The 16,377-nt window shown below is 61.3% G+C and carries 16 protein-coding genes; 6 read left to right on the top strand and 10 right to left on the bottom strand.

Translation table 11 applies throughout. The annotated features are described in order from the left end of the window. Nucleotides 1-3: 3 nt before the first annotated feature. The 4 genes from GA0061103_RS09345 to GA0061103_RS09330 form a co-directional block, all read right to left on the bottom strand. Nucleotides 4-387: a RidA family protein gene (locus GA0061103_RS09345; RefSeq protein ID WP_092709987.1), complete on the bottom strand. Its 384-nt coding sequence runs from the start codon at nucleotides 385-387 to the stop codon at nucleotides 4-6. 10 nt (nucleotides 388-397) lie between these two features. Next, nucleotides 398-2,005: a carboxyl transferase domain-containing protein gene (locus tag GA0061103_RS09340; protein ID WP_092709985.1), complete on the bottom strand. Its 1,608-nt coding sequence runs from the start codon at nucleotides 2,003-2,005 to the stop codon at nucleotides 398-400. Nucleotides 2,006-2,041: 36 nt separating this feature from the next. After that, nucleotides 2,042-3,205 carry an isovaleryl-CoA dehydrogenase gene (locus GA0061103_RS09335; protein ID WP_092709982.1) on the bottom strand — a complete coding sequence of 388 codons (1,164 nt, stop codon included), beginning with the start codon at nucleotides 3,203-3,205 and terminating at the stop codon, nucleotides 2,042-2,044. Nucleotides 3,206-3,291: 86 nt separating this feature from the next. After that, nucleotides 3,292-6,765 (bottom strand): indolepyruvate ferredoxin oxidoreductase family protein, encoded by a 3,474-nt coding sequence (locus tag GA0061103_RS09330; RefSeq protein WP_092709979.1) that lies wholly within the window; start codon nucleotides 6,763-6,765, stop codon nucleotides 3,292-3,294. A gap of 487 nt (nucleotides 6,766-7,252) precedes the next feature. On the opposite strand from GA0061103_RS09330, the gene GA0061103_RS09325 reads away from it, so the two are divergent. Then, complete coding sequence (locus GA0061103_RS09325) at nucleotides 7,253-7,912, top strand: glutathione S-transferase family protein (protein WP_092709976.1); 660 nt, start codon at nucleotides 7,253-7,255, stop codon at nucleotides 7,910-7,912. A 6-nt stretch (nucleotides 7,913-7,918) separates the two neighbouring features. Here GA0061103_RS09325 and GA0061103_RS09320 read toward each other — a convergent pair whose 3' ends face one another. Then, nucleotides 7,919-8,815, bottom strand: a complete 897-nt coding sequence (locus tag GA0061103_RS09320) for a LysR substrate-binding domain-containing protein (protein WP_092709974.1) — start codon at nucleotides 8,813-8,815, stop codon at nucleotides 7,919-7,921. Nucleotides 8,816-8,965: 150 nt separating this feature from the next. Between GA0061103_RS09320 and GA0061103_RS09315 the strand changes: the two genes are divergently transcribed. Then, nucleotides 8,966-9,151, top strand: a complete 186-nt coding sequence (locus GA0061103_RS09315) for a hypothetical protein (protein ID WP_092709971.1) — start codon at nucleotides 8,966-8,968, stop codon at nucleotides 9,149-9,151. Between the two features lie 27 nt (nucleotides 9,152-9,178). Beyond that, complete coding sequence (locus GA0061103_RS09310; protein ID WP_092709968.1) at nucleotides 9,179-9,535, top strand: MmcQ/YjbR family DNA-binding protein; 357 nt, start codon at nucleotides 9,179-9,181, stop codon at nucleotides 9,533-9,535. 4 nt (nucleotides 9,536-9,539) lie between these two features. Here the strand turns inward: GA0061103_RS09310 and GA0061103_RS09305 are convergent, their stop codons facing one another. Together GA0061103_RS09305 and GA0061103_RS09300 are read right to left on the bottom strand one after the other, a co-directional pair. Next, entirely contained in the window at nucleotides 9,540-10,160 is a 621-nt protein-coding gene (locus GA0061103_RS09305) for a glutathione S-transferase family protein (protein ID WP_092709965.1), read from the bottom strand. 155 nt (nucleotides 10,161-10,315) lie between these two features. Continuing rightward, the gene (locus GA0061103_RS09300) at nucleotides 10,316-10,672 is read right to left on the bottom strand and encodes a DUF4406 domain-containing protein (RefSeq protein ID WP_092709962.1); all 357 of its coding nucleotides are present in this window, start codon (nucleotides 10,670-10,672) and stop codon (nucleotides 10,316-10,318) included. A gap of 127 nt (nucleotides 10,673-10,799) precedes the next feature. Between GA0061103_RS09300 and GA0061103_RS09295 the strand changes: the two genes are divergently transcribed. Continuing rightward, the gene (locus GA0061103_RS09295) at nucleotides 10,800-11,552 is read left to right on the top strand and encodes a DeoR/GlpR family DNA-binding transcription regulator (protein ID WP_092711214.1); all 753 of its coding nucleotides are present in this window, start codon (nucleotides 10,800-10,802) and stop codon (nucleotides 11,550-11,552) included. A 78-nt stretch (nucleotides 11,553-11,630) separates the two neighbouring features. Then, entirely contained in the window at nucleotides 11,631-12,119 is a 489-nt protein-coding gene (locus tag GA0061103_RS09290; protein ID WP_092709959.1) for a DUF2127 domain-containing protein, read from the top strand. 15 nt (nucleotides 12,120-12,134) lie between these two features. On the opposite strand, the gene GA0061103_RS09285 is transcribed toward GA0061103_RS09290, so the two are convergent. Together GA0061103_RS09285 and GA0061103_RS09280 are read right to left on the bottom strand one after the other, a co-directional pair. After that, nucleotides 12,135-13,142: an asparaginase gene (locus tag GA0061103_RS09285; RefSeq protein ID WP_092709956.1), complete on the bottom strand. Its 1,008-nt coding sequence runs from the start codon at nucleotides 13,140-13,142 to the stop codon at nucleotides 12,135-12,137. Between the two features lie 100 nt (nucleotides 13,143-13,242). After that, nucleotides 13,243-13,869: a helix-turn-helix transcriptional regulator gene (locus GA0061103_RS09280; protein WP_092709954.1), complete on the bottom strand. Its 627-nt coding sequence runs from the start codon at nucleotides 13,867-13,869 to the stop codon at nucleotides 13,243-13,245. A gap of 101 nt (nucleotides 13,870-13,970) precedes the next feature. Between GA0061103_RS09280 and GA0061103_RS09275 the strand changes: the two genes are divergently transcribed. Beyond that, complete coding sequence (locus tag GA0061103_RS09275) at nucleotides 13,971-15,395, top strand: MFS transporter (RefSeq protein WP_092709952.1); 1,425 nt, start codon at nucleotides 13,971-13,973, stop codon at nucleotides 15,393-15,395. Here the strand turns inward: GA0061103_RS09275 and GA0061103_RS09270 are convergent. Further along, nucleotides 15,376-16,374, bottom strand: coding sequence for an NAD(P)H-quinone oxidoreductase (locus GA0061103_RS09270; RefSeq protein ID WP_092709950.1), 999 nt, complete (start codon nucleotides 16,372-16,374; stop codon nucleotides 15,376-15,378). The two genes, GA0061103_RS09275 and GA0061103_RS09270, sit on opposite strands and share 20 nt — an antisense overlap. Nucleotides 16,375-16,377 lie beyond the last annotated feature (3 nt).

Here is a 16,377-nt window from a genome sequence, read left to right as displayed (position 1 = left end):
ACCCTATTGCGCGGCAATGACTTCGACTTCGAGCAGCCAGGCGGTATCGAAAATGCCGGCGATTACGACGGTCATGGCCGGCGTGAGCGAGCCTAGATATTCGGCGCGGATCTCGCGGTTCTCCATTGTGTGGTGCCGATCCGCGAGAAAGGTGGTGACCTTGACGATATCGTCCTTGCTCATGCCAGCAGCCTTCAACTGAGCATCGACATTGAGCCAGGCCTGGCGGGCCTGTGCCTTGAACCCTTCGGGAAGCGTATCATCCGACGTCATCGGGATCTGGCCGCTGACAAACAGCAGCCGCTCGAAATTTTCGAGCTTTACGGCCTGTGCATAACCGCCGCGCGGCTGCGGCGCATTCTTGGCATTGATGGCATCGCGTTTCATCTCCATCTCCTCACATCCTGAACAGACCGAAGCGTGTGTCTTCGATCGGCGCGTTGAGTGCTGCTGAAAGCGAAAGAGCCAGCACATCGCGGCTCTTGCGCGGGTCGATGATACCGTCGTCCCACAGACGGGCCGAGGCATAGAGCGGGTGGCTCTGGGTTTCGAACATCTTGAGGGTCGGCGCCTTGAAGGCGGCCTCTTCCTCAGTCGTCCAGGGTTTGCCGGCGCGGGCCAGTGCCTCTCCGCGCACGGTTGCGAGCACGCCCGCCGCCTGTTCCCCGCCCATGACCGAAATGCGGCTGTTGGGCCAGGTCCACAGGAAACGCGGCGAATAGGCTCGACCAGCCATGCCGTAGTTGCCGGCGCCGAAGGAGCCGCCGATCAGCATGGTGATCTTCGGAACCTTGGTCGTGGCAACCGCCGTCACCAGCTTGGCGCCATTCTTGGCGATGCCTTCCGTCTCGTATTTGCGGCCGACCATGAAACCGGTGATATTCTGCAGGAAGACCAGCGGGATCTTGCGCTGCGAGCAAAGCTCGACGAAATGCGCGCCCTTCAGCGCCGATTCCGAGAAAAGCACGCCGTTGTTGGCGATGATCCCCACGGGAATGCCGTGGATATGGGCAAAGCCACAGACCAACGTCGTGCCGTAGCGCGCCTTGAACTCATCGAGACGGGAGCCGTCCACCATACGGGCGATGACCTCGCGCACATCATAAGGCGTGCGCAGATCGGAGGGAACGATGCCGAGGATTTCTTCCGGATCGTAAAGTGGCGCCTCCGGCGTGCGGAGCTCGACACCTTCGGGTTTGCGGCGGTTGAGATTAGCGACCGCCTGCCGGGCGAGCGCAAGCGCATGGGCGTCGTCGCGCGCCAGGTGATCGGCAACACCGGAAAGGCGCGTATGCACATCACCGCCGCCAAGATCCTCGGCCGAAACCACCTCGCCCGTCGCCGCCTTGACCAGCGGCGGACCGGCAAGAAAGATCGTCCCCTGCTTCTCGACGATGATGGTTTCGTCCGACATGGCGGGCACGTAGGCGCCGCCCGCCGTACAGGAGCCCATGACGACGGCGATCTGTGGGATACCGGCCGCCGACATATTGGCCTGATTGTAAAAGATGCGGCCGAAGTGATCGCGGTCCGGAAAGACCTCATCCTGGTTCGGCAGGTTTGCGCCGCCGGAATCGACGAGGTAGATGCAAGGGAGATTGTTTTCCGCCGCGATCTCCTGGGCGCGCAGATGCTTCTTCACCGTGATCGGATAATAGGTGCCGCCTTTGACCGTGGCGTCGTTGCAGACGATCATGCAATAGCGGCCGGAGACACGGCCGATACCGGCAATCAGGCCGGCGCCTGGTGCATCGCCGCTATAGAGACCGTGTGCCGCCGTTGTACCGACTTCCAGAAACGGCGTAGCGGGATCGGTGAGCCCGGCCACGCGATCGCGCGGCAGCATCTTGCCGCGGCTGACATGGCGCTCGCGCGCCTGGGCGCCGCCGCCTTCCGCCGCCTGCGACGCCGCGGCCTCGGCGACACCGATCGCCTCCAGCATGGCGGCGCGGTTGTCGCGGAAGCGATCCGTATGCGTCGATATCTCTGATTTCAGGACGGCCATGCGCTTCACCGGTTGATGGAAATGGAATTTCTCAAGTCAGGCAGTTTCGCCAAACAGCTCGCGACCGATCAGCATACGCCGGATTTCGGAGGTGCCGGCGCCGATCTCATAGAGCTTGGCGTCGCGCAGCAACCGGCCGGCGGGGTAATCATTGGTGTAGCCGTTACCGCCGAGCGCCTGGATGCATTCGAGCGCCAGCGCCGTCGCCTTTTCGGCGGAATAGAGAATGCAGCCGGCCGCATCCTTGCGCGTCGTCTCGCCGCGATCGCAGGCGGCGGCGACCGCATAGACATAGGCGCGCGCGGCATTCATCGTCACATACATGTCGGCAAGCTTGCCCTGCATGAGCTGGAATTCGCCGATCGACTGGCCGAATTGCTTGCGCTCATGCATGTAGGGCAGAACCACATCCATGCACGCGGCCATGATGCCGACGGGGCCGCCCGAGAGCACCACACGCTCGTAGTCGAGGCCGGACATCAGCACGCGCACACCGCCATCGACGTAACCGAGAACATTTTCCGCCGGCACTTCGCAATCGAGGAAGATCAGCTCCGAAGTATTGGACCCGCGCATGCCGAGCTTGTCGAGCTTCTGACCGACCGAAAAGCCGGGAAATCCTTTCTCGACAAGAAAGGCGGTGATCCCGCGCGGGCCGGCATCCGGCGAGGTCTTGGCGTAGACGACGAGGACATCGGCATCGGGACCGTTGGTGATCCACATCTTGCTGCCGTTCAGCACATAATGATGGCCGCGCTTCTCGGCATGCAGCTTCATGGAGACGACATCGGAACCAGCACTGGGCTCCGACATGGCCAGCGCACCGACATGCTCGCCCGAAATCAGCTTCGGCAGATAGCGCTCCTTCTGCGCCACCGTGCCGTTACGATGGATCTGGTTGACGCAAAGGTTGGAATGGGCGCCATAGCTGAGGCCAACGGAAGCCGAAGCACGGCTGATCTCCTCCATGGCAACCGTATGGGCGAGATAGCCGAGCCCTGCCCCGCCATAGGCTTCGTCAACCGTGATCCCGAGTACGCCGAGATCGCCCATCTCCCGCCACAGATGCATCGGGAAACTGTTGTTGCGATCAATCTCGTCTGCAAAGGGTGCAATGCGGTTGCTGGCAAAGCGGCGCACCTGCTCGCGCAGTGCATCGATGTCCTCGCCCAGCGCGAAATTCAATCCCCCAGAAAACATCCGGCTTCTCCTCCCGATCTTCCCGAACGTCCAATCTCTTTGAACGTATGTCTTGTTATGCCTGCTTCAAGTTTCTACCGCAGGCGTCATGCCGCGTCTGCGGGTACATGCTGCGCCTCCTGCGACATCTCATAGGCTTTCAGCTTGTCCGCGATCCTCGTCATGATCTTCCGGCAAGCCTCCTCCTTGACAGGGCCGAAGCCTCTTATCTCATCAAACAGCGAGAGAATGGCAAGGGCTTCTCCCTCGTTGTCGTGGCGCAGACCGGCAAGCACGCGCCCGGCAATCTCTTCGTATTCGGCAATCAGGTGGCGTTCCATCCGCCGCTCCGCCATATAGCCGAAGGGATCGAGGGCGGTGCCCCGCAGCCGTTTCATAGGCGCAAGGGCGCGCAGCAGCGGCAAAATCCAGGCGCCGAACTCACGCTTCTTCGGCCGGCCGTTCGGGTCCTTGCCACCGAGAATGGGCGGGGCAAGGTTGAGGGCCAGCTTGAAATCACCTTCCATCTCCTCACGCAGCTGCGCTTCAAAAGTGGGATCGGTAAGAAGCCGGGCGACCTCGTATTCGTCCTTGTAGGCCAGAACCCGCGCATAGGTGACGGCGACGGCAAAAGGCACCTTGTCCGAAAGTCGCTCTCTTGTTGCCAGGGCATTGGCATGGGCGACGAAAGCACCATAGCGATCGGCAAGGGCCGCATCCTGATAGGCGGTCAGATGCGTCTTGCGATGTTTCACAAGCTCGTCGAGGCTCATATCGGCCAGCGTGCTGCCGGCATCGGGTGCCGCCATCAGGGCATGCACGGCCTGCGGATCATGCGCGAGAAGCCTGCCCCAATGGAAGGCAGAGAGGCTCGCCTTGACGGCGACGCCATTGAGCGCGATCGCCTTTTCGATCGCCTCCAGTGACAGCGGCAGCAGGCCGCGCTGCCAGGCAAAGCCGGTCAGCAGGATATTGGTCGAGATCGCATCGCCGGTGACCTCGGTCGCGACATGATTGAAATCGAGGAAGACGGACTTGTCGCTGACGGTCTTGGCGATGGCATGCTGGATCGAGCCGGTCTTGAAATCGAAATCGCGGTTGCGGACGAAGTCGGCAACCGGCATCAGGCCTGTGTTGACGATGGCCGTCGTGCGGGTCGACGAGCAGAGCGTGATCGCATCCTTGGAGGCGCCGACCACCTCGTCTGCCGATAACAGCAGGTCCGCGCCGCCATTGACGATGCGCGACGAGGTGACGTCGGCCTGGTTGAGACCAATGCGCAGATGGCTCATAACCGCGCCGCCCTTCTGGGCGAGGCCGGCCATATCGAGGATCATCGGCACCTTACCGTCCAGATGCGCAGCCATGCCGAGAATGGCGCCGACAGTCAGGATGCCGGTGCCGCCGACGCCGGCAATCGCGATGTTCCAGGGACGATCTGATACGACGGGGATTTCCGGCATCGGCACGTCGATGCCGGCATGGTCCACAGCCTTCCGCTTCCGGCGCTTGCCGCCATGAACGGTTACGAAGGACGGGCAGAAGCCTTTGACACAGGAGAAATCCTTGTTGCAGCTCGACTGGTTGATCTGGCGCTTACGGCCGAATTCCGTCTCAAGCGGCTCCACTGAGATGCAATTCGATTGCACCGAGCAATCGCCGCAGCCTTCACAGACTGCCTTGTTGATGAAGACGCGCTTGGCCGGGTCTTCCATCAGCCCGCGGCTGCGGCGACGGCGCTTCTCGGCCGCGCAGGTCTGGACATAGACGATCGCCGAACAGCCTGCGGTGTCGCGCAGCGTCAGCATCACCTGATCAATATGGTCGCGATGGAGTATCTTGACGCCGGGCGCCAGCTCAGAGGAACGATAGGCATCGGGATTGTCGGACAGAAGATAGATCGGCCTGACGCCCTCATCATGCAACTGCTTCGTCACCAGTTGCGGCGTCAAGTGGCCGTCGATCTGCTGGCCGCCGGTCATGGCGACGGCATCGTTGTAGAGCAACTTATAGGTGACATTGACCTTGGCCGCGACGGACTGGCGGACGGCGAGAATGCCGGAGTGAAAATAGGTGCCGTCGCCGAGATTGACGAACATGTGCTTTTCGTCGGTGTAGCGGGCGATCGCCGTCCAGGGCACACCTTCGCCACCCATCTGGGTAAAGGTCTCGGTGTTGCGATCCATCCAGGTGACCATGTAGTGGCAGCCAATGCCGGCTGCGGCGCGGCTGCCTTCGGGAACGCGGGTGGACGTATTGTGCGGACAGCCGGAGCAGAAGAATGGTGTGCGGTTCAGCGGCGCGACATGGCTTCTGCTGATCTGGCCACGCTCGGCAAGATAGGCAAGCTTGGCGGCGATGCGATCATGCAGACCCTGGTCGAGATCGAGTTTGACGATGCGCCCGGCGATTGCCCTGGCAACGGCACCGACGGTCAAAGCCGAAGACAGGCTGAGATAGGGTTTGTCATGCTCGTCGAACTTGCCGACGATGCGCGGGCGCACATCGGAGCGCCAGTTGAACAGTTGCTGCTTGATCTGGTTTTCGATGATCTCGCGCCGCTCCTCGACGACAAGTACCTCGTCCAGCCCTTCGGAGAAGTGCCGCACCGCCTCCGGCTCAAGCGGCCAGGGCATACGCACCTTCAGAATACGCAGGCCGATCGCCGCCATTTCCCTCGGACCGATCTCGAGCTCACGCAGCGCCTGCAGCACATCCTCATAGGCCTTGCCGGACGAGATGATGCCGAAGCGGGCATTGGGGACATCGTGCGTAATTTCGTCGACGCGGTTCGCACGAGCAAAGGCGATGGCCGCATAGGCCTTGTAATTCTGCAGCCGGTCATCCTGCATCAAGGGCGGATCGGGCCAACGCAGATTGAGGCCGCCGGGCGGCAATTCGAAATCGGTCGGCAGTACGAACTGCCGCTTCTCGCCGGAGAGATCGACGGCTGCCGTCGTCTCAACCGTATCAGCGATGAACTTCATGCCGACCCAGCAACCGGAATAGCGCGACATGGCGATGCCGAGCAGACCGTATTCGAGGAACTCGTGGATGGACGAGGGGTAGATGACAGGCATGACCGCCGACATGAATTCATGATCGGTCTGGTGCGGAATAGTCGAGGATTTGGCGGAGTGATCGTCGCCTGCAAAACAGAGGACGCCACCATGTCTGGAGGTGCCGGCGGCATTGCCGTGCTTCAGCACATCGCCGGACCGATCGACGCCAGGGCCTTTGCCATACCAGATGCCGAGCACGCCGTCCTTGCGGGCACCGGGCGAGAGGCCGACCTGCTGCGAGCCCCAAACGGCCGTTGCGGCAAGATCCTCGTTGATGCCAGGCTGGAAGGTGACGTCGTGCGCGTCGAGGTAAGTTTGCGCTTTCAAAAGCTGCTGGTCGTAGCCGCCGAGCGGCGAACCGCGATAACCGGAAATGAAGGCTGCCGTGTTGAGGCCGGCGGCGCGGTCGCGCCGCATCTGGGTCATGGGCAGACGTACCAACGCCTGCAGCCCGGTCATGAAAACGCGGCCGTCCTCTGCCGTATATTTGTCGTCTAGCGAAACGCCGGTCGCAAGCATCTGCTCTCCTCCCGAGATCGCAGTCACCGATTACGCATGAGCGTCTTCGCCGGGTGCCTCCTACCGCATCCGATGAAAACCATGTTTGAACCCTAACATGCGCCCACGCTAATTTCCGAACGAAGGCTGGGCATCGGCCGCATGATTTGCAAAATTTCGGGCGGGTGACGGATATTTTCGTGCTTGCTCGGCCCGGCCACCCGCCCTCGCCCTTCGAGGCTCCGGCTTTTAGCCTCCGCACCTCAGGGTGAGGGCTGATGTTGCACGGCCAGCCGCCGCAACATCCGCTTTTTACAGCAAGGCGCGGGGCCAGCTCCACCTCATCCTGAGGTGCATTTCGAAGCCTGGCGGAGAAATGCCTCGAAGGACGAGGTGGCCCCCGCACCTGCATCCATCACAAGCTTTCATCGCAGATATCAGCCGCAAGGTCTTTTACTCGTCCAACCTGCCCAATAAGGTCGCGCCGACTCGAATCTGGGAGACCCACATGCTGACGATCTACGGTGTCTATCGCTCGCGCGCCTCGCGCAATTACTGGATGGCCGAGGAGCTCGGCATCGAGTTCAAATCGGTTCCCGTGATCCAGGCCGGTCGGCTTGCCAATCCGCTCGCCGCCGATGCGCCGATCAACACGATGTCGCCGGAGTTTCTGGCCGTCAATCCGATGGGCATGATCCCCTGCATCAAGGATGGCGATCTTGCCATACATGAGTCACTTGCCATCAACCTCTATCTCGCCCGCAAATATGGCGGCCCGCTTGCCGGCAAGACGGTGGAGGAAGAAGGGTTGCTCGGGATGTGGACGATGTGGGCGGCGACGGAGGTCGAGCCCTACAGCGTCGCGCTCGTCCGCATCTATGACAATGCGCAGGAAAACAGCGAGGCCGGCAAAGCCGGGATCGCGGTTGCCTGCCGCTCGCTGAAGAAGCCGCTCGACGTGCTGGAAAAGCACCTGCAAAATCAGGACTACCTCGTCGGCAATCGTTTTACCGCTGCCGACCTCAACCTGGCCGAGGTGCTGCGCTACGCCCAGACCGAACAGGAATTGTTCGACGCTCGCCCGAGGATGAAGGCCTGGATCGAGCGTTGCCAGTCGCGCGATGCCTACAAGGCGATGCAGGCGACCCGCGGCAAGGAGCCAGTCTGATATGGATCAATGGAAGAGGCGCATGCTCTCTTCCATTTCCTCGCGGATCCAGGCCTTGAAGGCGGTGACTTTCTTCGGTTCGCGCACGCCTTCCGCCGTGACGAAGTAGTGGCCGAAGCCCGTTTTGGCGCGAATGCCGAAGGGATCGACGAGGCATTTCTGCTGGAGGGCATAGGCCGCCAGCGTCTGCCAGGCGAGCATCGCCCCTTGCCCCGCTATGGCCGCATCCAGACAGAGCGACGCGTCGTTGAAGATGTGCCGCTCTTCCATGCAATGGCCCGAAAGCCCGGCCTTGCGCAGCCACACCTCCCAGCTGAACATTGCGTGTCCATCGATGACAGCCGGAACCCTCAAGAGATCGGCGGGCTCACGCAGCGTGGCGGCAATCTGTGGTGTGACGACCGGGAATACCTCCTGCGCCAGCAACAGCTCGGACCTGACGCCGGGCCATTGCCCGCTGCCGACCCGAATGCCGATATCGACATCAGACGTCGCCGGGTTGATCAGCCGCGTCGTGGCATCGATGCGCAGGCGGATATCCGGATGGCGGCCGGCGAAGCGGTCGAGCCGATAGACCAGCCAGCGCGCCGCGAAGACGGGCGCCACCGAAATGGTGAGGATGTTTTCATCCTTGTGCTGCGCAAGCGCGATCGCCGCCGAAAGCGCCTGAAATCCCTCGCCCAGCCTTGCCAGCACCGCCAGCCCCGATGCCGTTACCGTCATCCCCTTAGGCGTCCGCTCGAACAACGGACGGCCGAGCTGCGCCTCAGCCTTGATGACCTGCTGGCTGACGGCGCCGACCGTCACCCCAAGCTCGTCGGCCGCAGCTTGCAGCGAACCGAGCCGCCCCACGGCCTCCAGCGCGCGCAAACCATTCAGATGAACATTGTTGAGGTTTCTCATTATAGAATATCTATATCAGCGTCCCCGCATTCTCAATTGCATTGAACGCATATTCGCGCGATTATTACACCATGAAATTGAAGACCGCCGCCGCTCGCCCGGCTGATGCCCTCATGGTTGCATCGATGCGAGGATCCAAGGAGGCATGCCATGTCGATCTTGAAGCTTTTCTTTAGTCACATGCTGGAAGAGGATCGCGAACCGGATAGTGACCCGTTGCAGCATCCCATGCTTGCGGCCATGTCGCTGGAAGAACTGGCCGACCTGCCGCTGATGCCGGAAAATCTGGGGCGGCCTATGGACAAGCGGACCGTTCAACCGGAAGAATGTGCGTAAGAGAGATATAATCGCACTCAAACGCGCATGACATCGAACCTAGGCATGGACGCCATAGCGGAACGATTGCAGCGGCTGGTGGCGCAAGCCCGGCTGCCTGAGGTCGAACCTGGCCTGCATTATGGCCTGCCGGCCTTCAAGGTCGGCGGCAAGGCATTCGTAACCGTCAAGAACAACGAGACCATCGTGCTGTCACTGCCGATCGACCGCAAGGAGCAGCTGATGGAAATGGCGCCGGAGATCTATTTCCAGACGGATCACTATGTCGGTTGGCCCTCCCTACCCTTGCGCGTCACCGCAATCGGTGATGAGGAGCTGGAGCTGCGTCTGATCGAGGCGTGGCGACACCGCGCCCCGAAGAAACTTCTGGCAAGATTCGGCTGATTGATCAGCCCTGTTCTATGGCAAGCGCCTTCTGGACAGCCGGGCGCTCGAGCATGCGCTGATAATGCGCGCTGACTTTGGGGAACTGGTTGATATCGACATTGTCTCCCGGCAGCCACTTCTCCATGGTGAAGAGATAACCGTCGGCAACGGTATATTGCTCGCCCATTACCCAAGGCCCCTTCAGCATCTTATCCTCGATCAAGGCGAAGCTTTCGGTCATGGTCTGTGGAACCTTGGCCTTCATCGTCTCGATCGCTGCCGCATCGTCGGTCCAGCGATAGCCGCGCCCCTTGTGCGAATGGTTCACATGAACGGTCGAAGCGATATAGCTGTTGAAGGACTGCATCTGCGCGAACTCGTAGGGATCGTCGAGCGGCGCCAGCTTTGCGGTGGGCGCGATCTGGGCGATGTAGGCCATGATCGCGATATTCTCGGTGATGACACCCCTGTCGGTTACCAGGGCCGGAACCCGGCCCTTGGGATTGATGGCCAGATAATCCGGCTGGCGCTGATCGCCATTGGCGAGGTTGAGACGCCGGGGCTCATAGACAAGGCCCGATTCTTCCAGAGCGATGAGACTAGCGAGCGCGCAGCTTCCAGGCGCAAAATAGAATGTCAGCATGTTCCGTTCCTCGATTGAATTCCTTGAGGAAGCTAAAGGCAAGCCGGCCGATACGGAAGTGGCTGATGCTGATGGGCGCTACAAAAGGTTTTGATCGATCGGGCGGGCATACCCATCCCCATCGGCTGGCGTGAAGAGGATGGGCTGCGGTGGTCTTAGGCGCAGCCGGGCACGTCTTCCAGCCTGTACCAGACGGGGATGCCGCGCTCGCGGGCGATGCGGACATCGTTGTCGGCACCCTTGGAATCGCCAGGCAATCTCAAAACGCCCTCGCAAAGCTGCAGCAGGCGGCCGGCCGTCGGATGGAAGATCTCCTCATAGAGATCGTCGCCGACGCTCGTGCCGCCGGCGGCGTGCCAGACCGGCAAGGCGACCCATTCGCCGATCATTGGCAGATGTCCGGCCTTGAAGAGCGCGTAGGAGGGCTCCTCCAGGCGCTTGAGGTTCTCGGCCATCTTCTTCGGATCGTCGCCGGTGCCGGAGCGATAGGGGCCGGCAATCAGGATCAACATGTCATGTCTCCATTTTTTTATACCTGCTTCCTGCAGGAATTTGCACGAATATGCGCATATTTTCTTGAATGTCGAATCGATTCTGATAAATTCATGATTATTCATGAGATATCGTGCAGAGATCGACATGCTGACCAGCCAACGCAAAGCCCTCATCCTCGACAGACTGCGCCAAGACGGCCAGGTGATCGCCAAGGTTCTGGCCGACGAACTAGGCCTGTCCGAAGACACGATCCGCAGGGATCTGCGGGAAATGGCGACGGAGAAACTGCTGAAACGGGTGCATGGCGGCGCGTTGCCGCTTTCGCCTGAACTGCCCGATTTCTCAGCGCGGCAGGCGGTCTCATCCGATGCGAAGCGACGGCTCGGCGCCTATGCAGCCAACATGATCCAGACGGGGCAGACCGTGTTTCTCGATGGCGGCACGACCAATGCCGAGATCGCCCGGCAGCTGCCGAAAAATCTTGCCGTCACCATCGTCACCCATAGCCCGACGATCGCAGGCGAATTGGAGCATCATGCCGCCGAGGTGATCCTGATCGGCGGCAAGCTCTACAAGCATTCGATGGTGGTGACGGGTGCTGCCGCCATGGCGGCGATCGCCTCCATAAGGACCGATATCTTCTTTCTAGGCGTCACCGCCATCCATCCCGCCCGCGGCTTTTCGACCGGCGATTTCGAGGAGGCGGCCATCAAGCGGCATATCGCGCAGTGTTCGGCCGAAACCTATGTGCTGGCGACAGCCGAGAAGCTCGATGCCGCCTCCCCATGCCAGATCCTGCCCATGGCGAGCGTTTCCGGCCTGATTGTGCCGTCCGATATTCCGGAGGAGAGCCTGACACCCTATCGAGATATGGACGTGCCAATCTTCCTGGCCTGACCGACGGCCGGAGATCGGTATGCCTTGTCGTCGCCGCCGATCAAGCCTACCTGAATGGCCCAGAGGTTGTGATCGCCCATGAACGAACGCCGCATTCATCAGCTCTTCGAAATCAGCGTCCTGTTGAAGGGCGCGCATGCCCTGATCGAATGCCTCGGCGGCCTTGTGCTGGCGCTTGTCAGCACCGAGTCCATTCTTCGCCTGGCAAACCGGATCACCCAGCCCGAGCTGCTCAACGACCCGCATGATTTCATCGCGACGCACCTGCTCACCTGGGCACAGGATTTCTCGGTCGGCACGAAGAATTTCTATGCCTATTACCTCTTGAGCCATGGGCTGGTGAAGGTGCTGCTGGTCATCGGCCTACTGAGAGGCAAGATGTGGGCCTATCCAGCCTCGCTGGTGGCCTTGGGCCTTTTCATCGCCTACCAGCTTTACCGCTTCACCGACACGCATGGCATCGGGCTGATCATCCTCACCATCTTCGACATCGTGGTCATGGTTCTCATTTGGCAGGAATACAAAGTCGTCCGGCAGCATGTGCCGGCCCGGAAAACAAGCGGCTGAGCCGAAGGGTCTGGCCTATGCCGTCAGCGCCGCCGCCGGCCTGATATCGCCGACGCGGATGCCGTTCCAGTTCTTGAAGGACCGGTCTGCCATTGCCATCAGGCCGGCATGAACTGTGCTGTCCTTCTCGAAGAAGCGGGCCAAGGTCGTCGCTACCATGACTTCCGCCGCGCGGCTGTTGCCATCGTCACATTTGATTGCGATGGCAATGCCCTGCTCGGGGATGGCGGCGCAAAACACGCCCTCCGCGCCGGTCTTGGCAAAGATGCGGCCGGGAGCGATCTGCATCAGCCTGGTGCAGGCGCGATCGGTGCCGGCAACATAGAAGGGTTCTGCCATGCAGGCCTCGAACAGCCGGCGCGACGCTTTGGCGCGCAGCGGTTCCAGGCCGACACCCGTCGCCATTCTTGCAAAGCCATGCGCCAACCCCTTGAGCGGCACCGCATAGGTCGGGATCGAGCAGCCGTCGGTGCCGCAATTATCATGCGCCAAAACAGCGCCGGTCAGGCTCTGCATGGTGTCGCGGATCTGCTGCTGCAGCGGATGGTCATAACCGACATAACCGGTTGGATCGATGTCCTGATGGCAGCAGGCGCAGATAAAGCCGGCATGCTTGCCGGAGCAATTGTTGTGCAGAGCCGTCGGCTTGCCTATGGCGCGGGCCTGATGGATCAGCGTCTTCTGATCGGAGGACCAGTGAGCGCCGCATTCGAGCGTGCCGACATCGCGGCCGGCGCGGGCCAGCATCGAGGCGGCGAGCGCAACATGCTCGTCTTCGCCGTTGTGGGAGGAACAGGCCAGCGCCAATTCCTTATTGCCGAAACCATAAGCGTCTGCCGCTCCGCTTTCGACCAATGGCAGCGCCTGCATCGCCTTGCAGGCGGAGCGCGGAAAGACGCCGCTTTCCATATCGCCGACCGAAAAGACCAGCTTGCCATCACCATCGACCACGACGACGGAGCCGCGATGGCGGCTCTCGACCAGATTGCCACGGGTGACTTCGACGCAGACGGGATTGGACATGAGAAGACGCAGCCTTTGATTTGCTAGACGGTCACTGATAGCCGCTGCATCCCGCATTGCCAATCGCCGATACCGGCAGGCAGCATCAAAAAGCGATCCCTCAGGCTGCGTCGCGAATCCTGTAGGCGCAGCGCCTGGCGCCGAGCAGGATATGCTCCTCCCGTTCGACGTCAGCGCCAAGCACGATGCGGAAGGTTTCCAGCTCCGATCGGCAGAAGCCGGCACAGACAGACGCGGCAGCACAGATGGGGCAATGGTTCTCCACCAGCACCAGCGAACCATCATCATCCTGCCAATGATCGGCCATGTAGCCTTCCTGCGTGCGGACTAAAGCAAGGCTCGCGACGCGCGACGGCAGATCGGCCGTAAGGTCGATTTCGCTGCGGTAGCGTCGAAGCGTCTCCGTCTCACGCGCCGAGATGACCGCATCGACGGCCCCCTGCCCCAGTTGGCTGGCCATGGTCGCGAGCAAAGTGGCGGTCAGATCTGCGTGGCCATCGGGAAACTGGCGATTGCCGGCCGCCGTCAGATGCCAGAACTGTCGCGGCCTGCCCCTGCCGGCGGCAGCTTCCGCCACGGGCTCGACCAACCCTTCTTCAGCCATCTTCGTCAGTTGCTGGCGGGCCGCCTCCGACGATATGCCGAGCGCATCGCCAATAGCGGCCGCGAGCTGCGGCCCATCGGTTTTCAACAGGATCAGAATTCGGTTGGCAGGCGATTGGCGCATTTTTCCAAGTTTTCTCTTGTTTTAATCCAGCAAGGATGTAATTTTCCAAATCATAACTTGGAAAATAATCAACCGCTAGGGAAAATACCGAGGACCATCCGATGTCCAGCATCGAAAACACAGCCCCCACTCCATCCTCCTCCGTCTTCACGTTGTTCTCACCAAAACTTCTGCCCGCGACGATGATGCTCGGCGGCGGCGTGACGCTTTATGCTGTCGAATCTTACATCACCGCCACGATCGCCCCCTCGATCGTGCGGGATATCGGCGGCCTCGAGCTGTTCTCATGGATGACGACGCTTTTCGTCGCTGCCGGCGTGCTTGGCTCGATTACCGTTGCCACGCGGCCGAAAGGCATGGGCTTGCGCGCGGTGTATGTCGGGGCGGCGCTCACCTTCGGTATCGGCAGCCTGGCTTGCGCTATGGCGCCGATGATGCCGGTATTGCTCGCGGGCCGCGCCATTCAGGGCTATGGGGCCGGCATGCTCTCCGGCCTCGCCTATGCTTTCATCCGTTTCGTCTATCCGGAGATATTGTGGCGCAAGGCTTCCACTCTCTATGCCGCCATCTGGGGTGTGGCGACCGTGCTCGGGCCGACACTCGGCGGCCTCTTTGCCGCCGGAGGTGCATGGCGCGAGGCCTTCGTCATCCTCGTGCCTCTGACGGTCATCATGGCGCTTTCCGCGCGCCGCCTGTTGCCTAATGTCGCGGATGACCGGATTGACACACGAACGCCCCTCGCCCAGATCGGTCTTCTGCTGACTGCCGTGCTGTTCGTCAGCGTCGCCAGTACGGTCGACCACGGAGCCTCCAAGGCGGTGCTGATTGCGATTTCCATCATTTTAGTCACAACGATGATCGTGATCGAGCGCAAGAACGACGTGCGGCTACTGCCCTATGGTGCCGTCATGCTTGGCAATCCGATTTCGCGGCTTTATCTGACGATGTTCACGGCGATGATGGTGCTGACCAGCGACATCTATATCCCCTACTTCCTGCAAACCCTGCATGGCGTCACGCCCCTGGTCTCCGGCTATCTCGTTGCGCTCGTCGCACTGGGTTGGACCATAGCGGCCTTCTTCAGCGCCTCGTTTTCCGGCAGGCAGGCCGTTGTGGCCATCATCAGCGGCTGCATTTTGGAGACCGCCGCGACCGCATCGCTGATCCCGTTCCTGGCAACGAATACACCCTTTGACACCGTCGCCAGGTTCGCACCTCCCGTCATCGCCATGTTCCTGATGGGGTTCGGCGTCGGGCTCGGCTGGGCGCATCTGGTGACCAGGATCATTGGTATCGCCCGCAGGACCGAACAGGACAAGGCCTCGGCAGCGATCTCGATGACGCAGTCGCTGGGCGGCGCATTCGGCGCCGCGCTCGCGGGCGTCATCGTCAATGGAGCGGGCCTGACCCATCCGGGTGGCATTGCCGGCGGCCTCTCTGCCGCCACCTGGCTCTATGCGCTGATGGCCATACCCGGCCTCATCGCCGTCGCCCTGTCGCTGACGATCAAGCCAGCTTCAGCATGATCTTGCCGATATGATCGCTGGTTTCCATCAATCGATGCGCCTCGACCACATCGTCGAAAGAGAATGTCCGATAGATGACGGGGGCAACCGTGCCCTCGTCCAGCAGCGGCCAGACCTGGGAGAGAAGGTCGTCGCGGATGGCCCGCTTTTCTTCGGCCGTGCGAGGACGCATGGTCGATCCGGTCACGGTCAGCCGCTTGACCATGATCGGCGCCAGGTTGGCCTTTTCCGCCACCGCGCCGCCAAGGAAGGCGATGATCGAAAGGCAGCCGTCGCGGGCAAGCGAAGCGAGGTTTTTTTCCAGATAGGCAGCGCCGATCATGTCGAGGATAATATCGACGCCATGTTCCGTCTCGGCCTTGATAACCTCGGCGAAATCCTCTTCCTTGTAATTGATCGCCCGCTTGGCGCCGAGCTTCTCGCAGGCCTCGCATTTTTCCTTCGACCCGGCCGTGGCATAAACCGTCACGCCGAAAGCGTGGGCAAGCTGGATCGCCGTCGTGCCGATGCCGCTAGAGCCACCATGGATCAGCACGCTTTCGCCTTCGGTCAGGCCCGCCATCTGGAAGAGATTGGCCCATACGGTGAAGAAGGTCTCGGGAACGGCCGCAGCACGCACGGCGTCATAACCGTTCGGGAAGCGCAGCGCCTGGCCGGCTGGCAGCACGCAATATTCGGCATAGCCGCCGCCATTGGCTAGGCCGCAGACTTTGTTGCCGATCGCAAATTCCGTCACGCCGGGCGCGACGTCAACGACTTCGCCTGATATTTCGAGGCCCAGGATCGGGCTTGCATCCTTCGGCGGCGGATAGGTGCCCTGCCGTTGCGCCACGTCCGGCCGGTTGACACCGGCAGCCTCGACGCGGACCAGGATCTCGCCCGGTTTCAACACCGGAAGAGGCTTTCGGGCAATGGTCATGACCTCAGGTCTGCCAAAGGACGGCAGATCCACGAAACGCATTTCAGACGGCAAGGGCATGGC

The sequence above is a fragment of the Martinezella multihospitum genome (assembly GCF_900094585.1).
GTDB lineage: Bacteria > Pseudomonadota > Alphaproteobacteria > Rhizobiales > Rhizobiaceae > Rhizobium > Rhizobium multihospitium.
Note: the sequence above shows the minus strand (reverse complement) of the source record. Positions and strands in the feature narration are given on the sequence as shown.

What these genes read in the sequence shown, in the direction of transcription:
- GA0061103_RS09345 (WP_092709987.1), bottom strand. Translation starts at nt 387, where the DNA reads ATGAAACGCGATGCCATCAATGCCAAGAATGCGCCGCAGCCGCGCGGC.
- GA0061103_RS09340 (WP_092709985.1), bottom strand. Translation starts at nt 2,005, where the DNA reads ATGGCCGTCCTGAAATCAGAGATATCGACGCATACGGATCGCTTCCGC.
- GA0061103_RS09335 (WP_092709982.1), bottom strand. Translation starts at nt 3,205, where the DNA reads ATGTTTTCTGGGGGATTGAATTTCGCGCTGGGCGAGGACATCGATGCA.
- GA0061103_RS09330 (WP_092709979.1), bottom strand. Translation starts at nt 6,765, where the DNA reads ATGCTTGCGACCGGCGTTTCGCTAGACGACAAATATACGGCAGAGGAC.
- GA0061103_RS09325 (WP_092709976.1), top strand. Translation starts at nt 7,253, where the DNA reads ATGCTGACGATCTACGGTGTCTATCGCTCGCGCGCCTCGCGCAATTAC.
- GA0061103_RS09320 (WP_092709974.1), bottom strand. Translation starts at nt 8,815, where the DNA reads ATGAGAAACCTCAACAATGTTCATCTGAATGGTTTGCGCGCGCTGGAG.
- GA0061103_RS09315 (WP_092709971.1), top strand. Translation starts at nt 8,966, where the DNA reads ATGTCGATCTTGAAGCTTTTCTTTAGTCACATGCTGGAAGAGGATCGC.
- GA0061103_RS09310 (WP_092709968.1), top strand. Translation starts at nt 9,179, where the DNA reads ATGACATCGAACCTAGGCATGGACGCCATAGCGGAACGATTGCAGCGG.
- GA0061103_RS09305 (WP_092709965.1), bottom strand. Translation starts at nt 10,160, where the DNA reads ATGCTGACATTCTATTTTGCGCCTGGAAGCTGCGCGCTCGCTAGTCTC.
- GA0061103_RS09300 (WP_092709962.1), bottom strand. Translation starts at nt 10,672, where the DNA reads ATGTTGATCCTGATTGCCGGCCCCTATCGCTCCGGCACCGGCGACGAT.
- GA0061103_RS09295 (WP_092711214.1), top strand. Translation starts at nt 10,800, where the DNA reads ATGCTGACCAGCCAACGCAAAGCCCTCATCCTCGACAGACTGCGCCAA.
- GA0061103_RS09290 (WP_092709959.1), top strand. Translation starts at nt 11,631, where the DNA reads ATGAACGAACGCCGCATTCATCAGCTCTTCGAAATCAGCGTCCTGTTG.
- GA0061103_RS09285 (WP_092709956.1), bottom strand. Translation starts at nt 13,142, where the DNA reads ATGTCCAATCCCGTCTGCGTCGAAGTCACCCGTGGCAATCTGGTCGAG.
- GA0061103_RS09280 (WP_092709954.1), bottom strand. Translation starts at nt 13,869, where the DNA reads ATGCGCCAATCGCCTGCCAACCGAATTCTGATCCTGTTGAAAACCGAT.
- GA0061103_RS09275 (WP_092709952.1), top strand. Translation starts at nt 13,971, where the DNA reads ATGTCCAGCATCGAAAACACAGCCCCCACTCCATCCTCCTCCGTCTTC.
- GA0061103_RS09270 (WP_092709950.1), bottom strand. Translation starts at nt 16,374, where the DNA reads ATGCCCTTGCCGTCTGAAATGCGTTTCGTGGATCTGCCGTCCTTTGGC.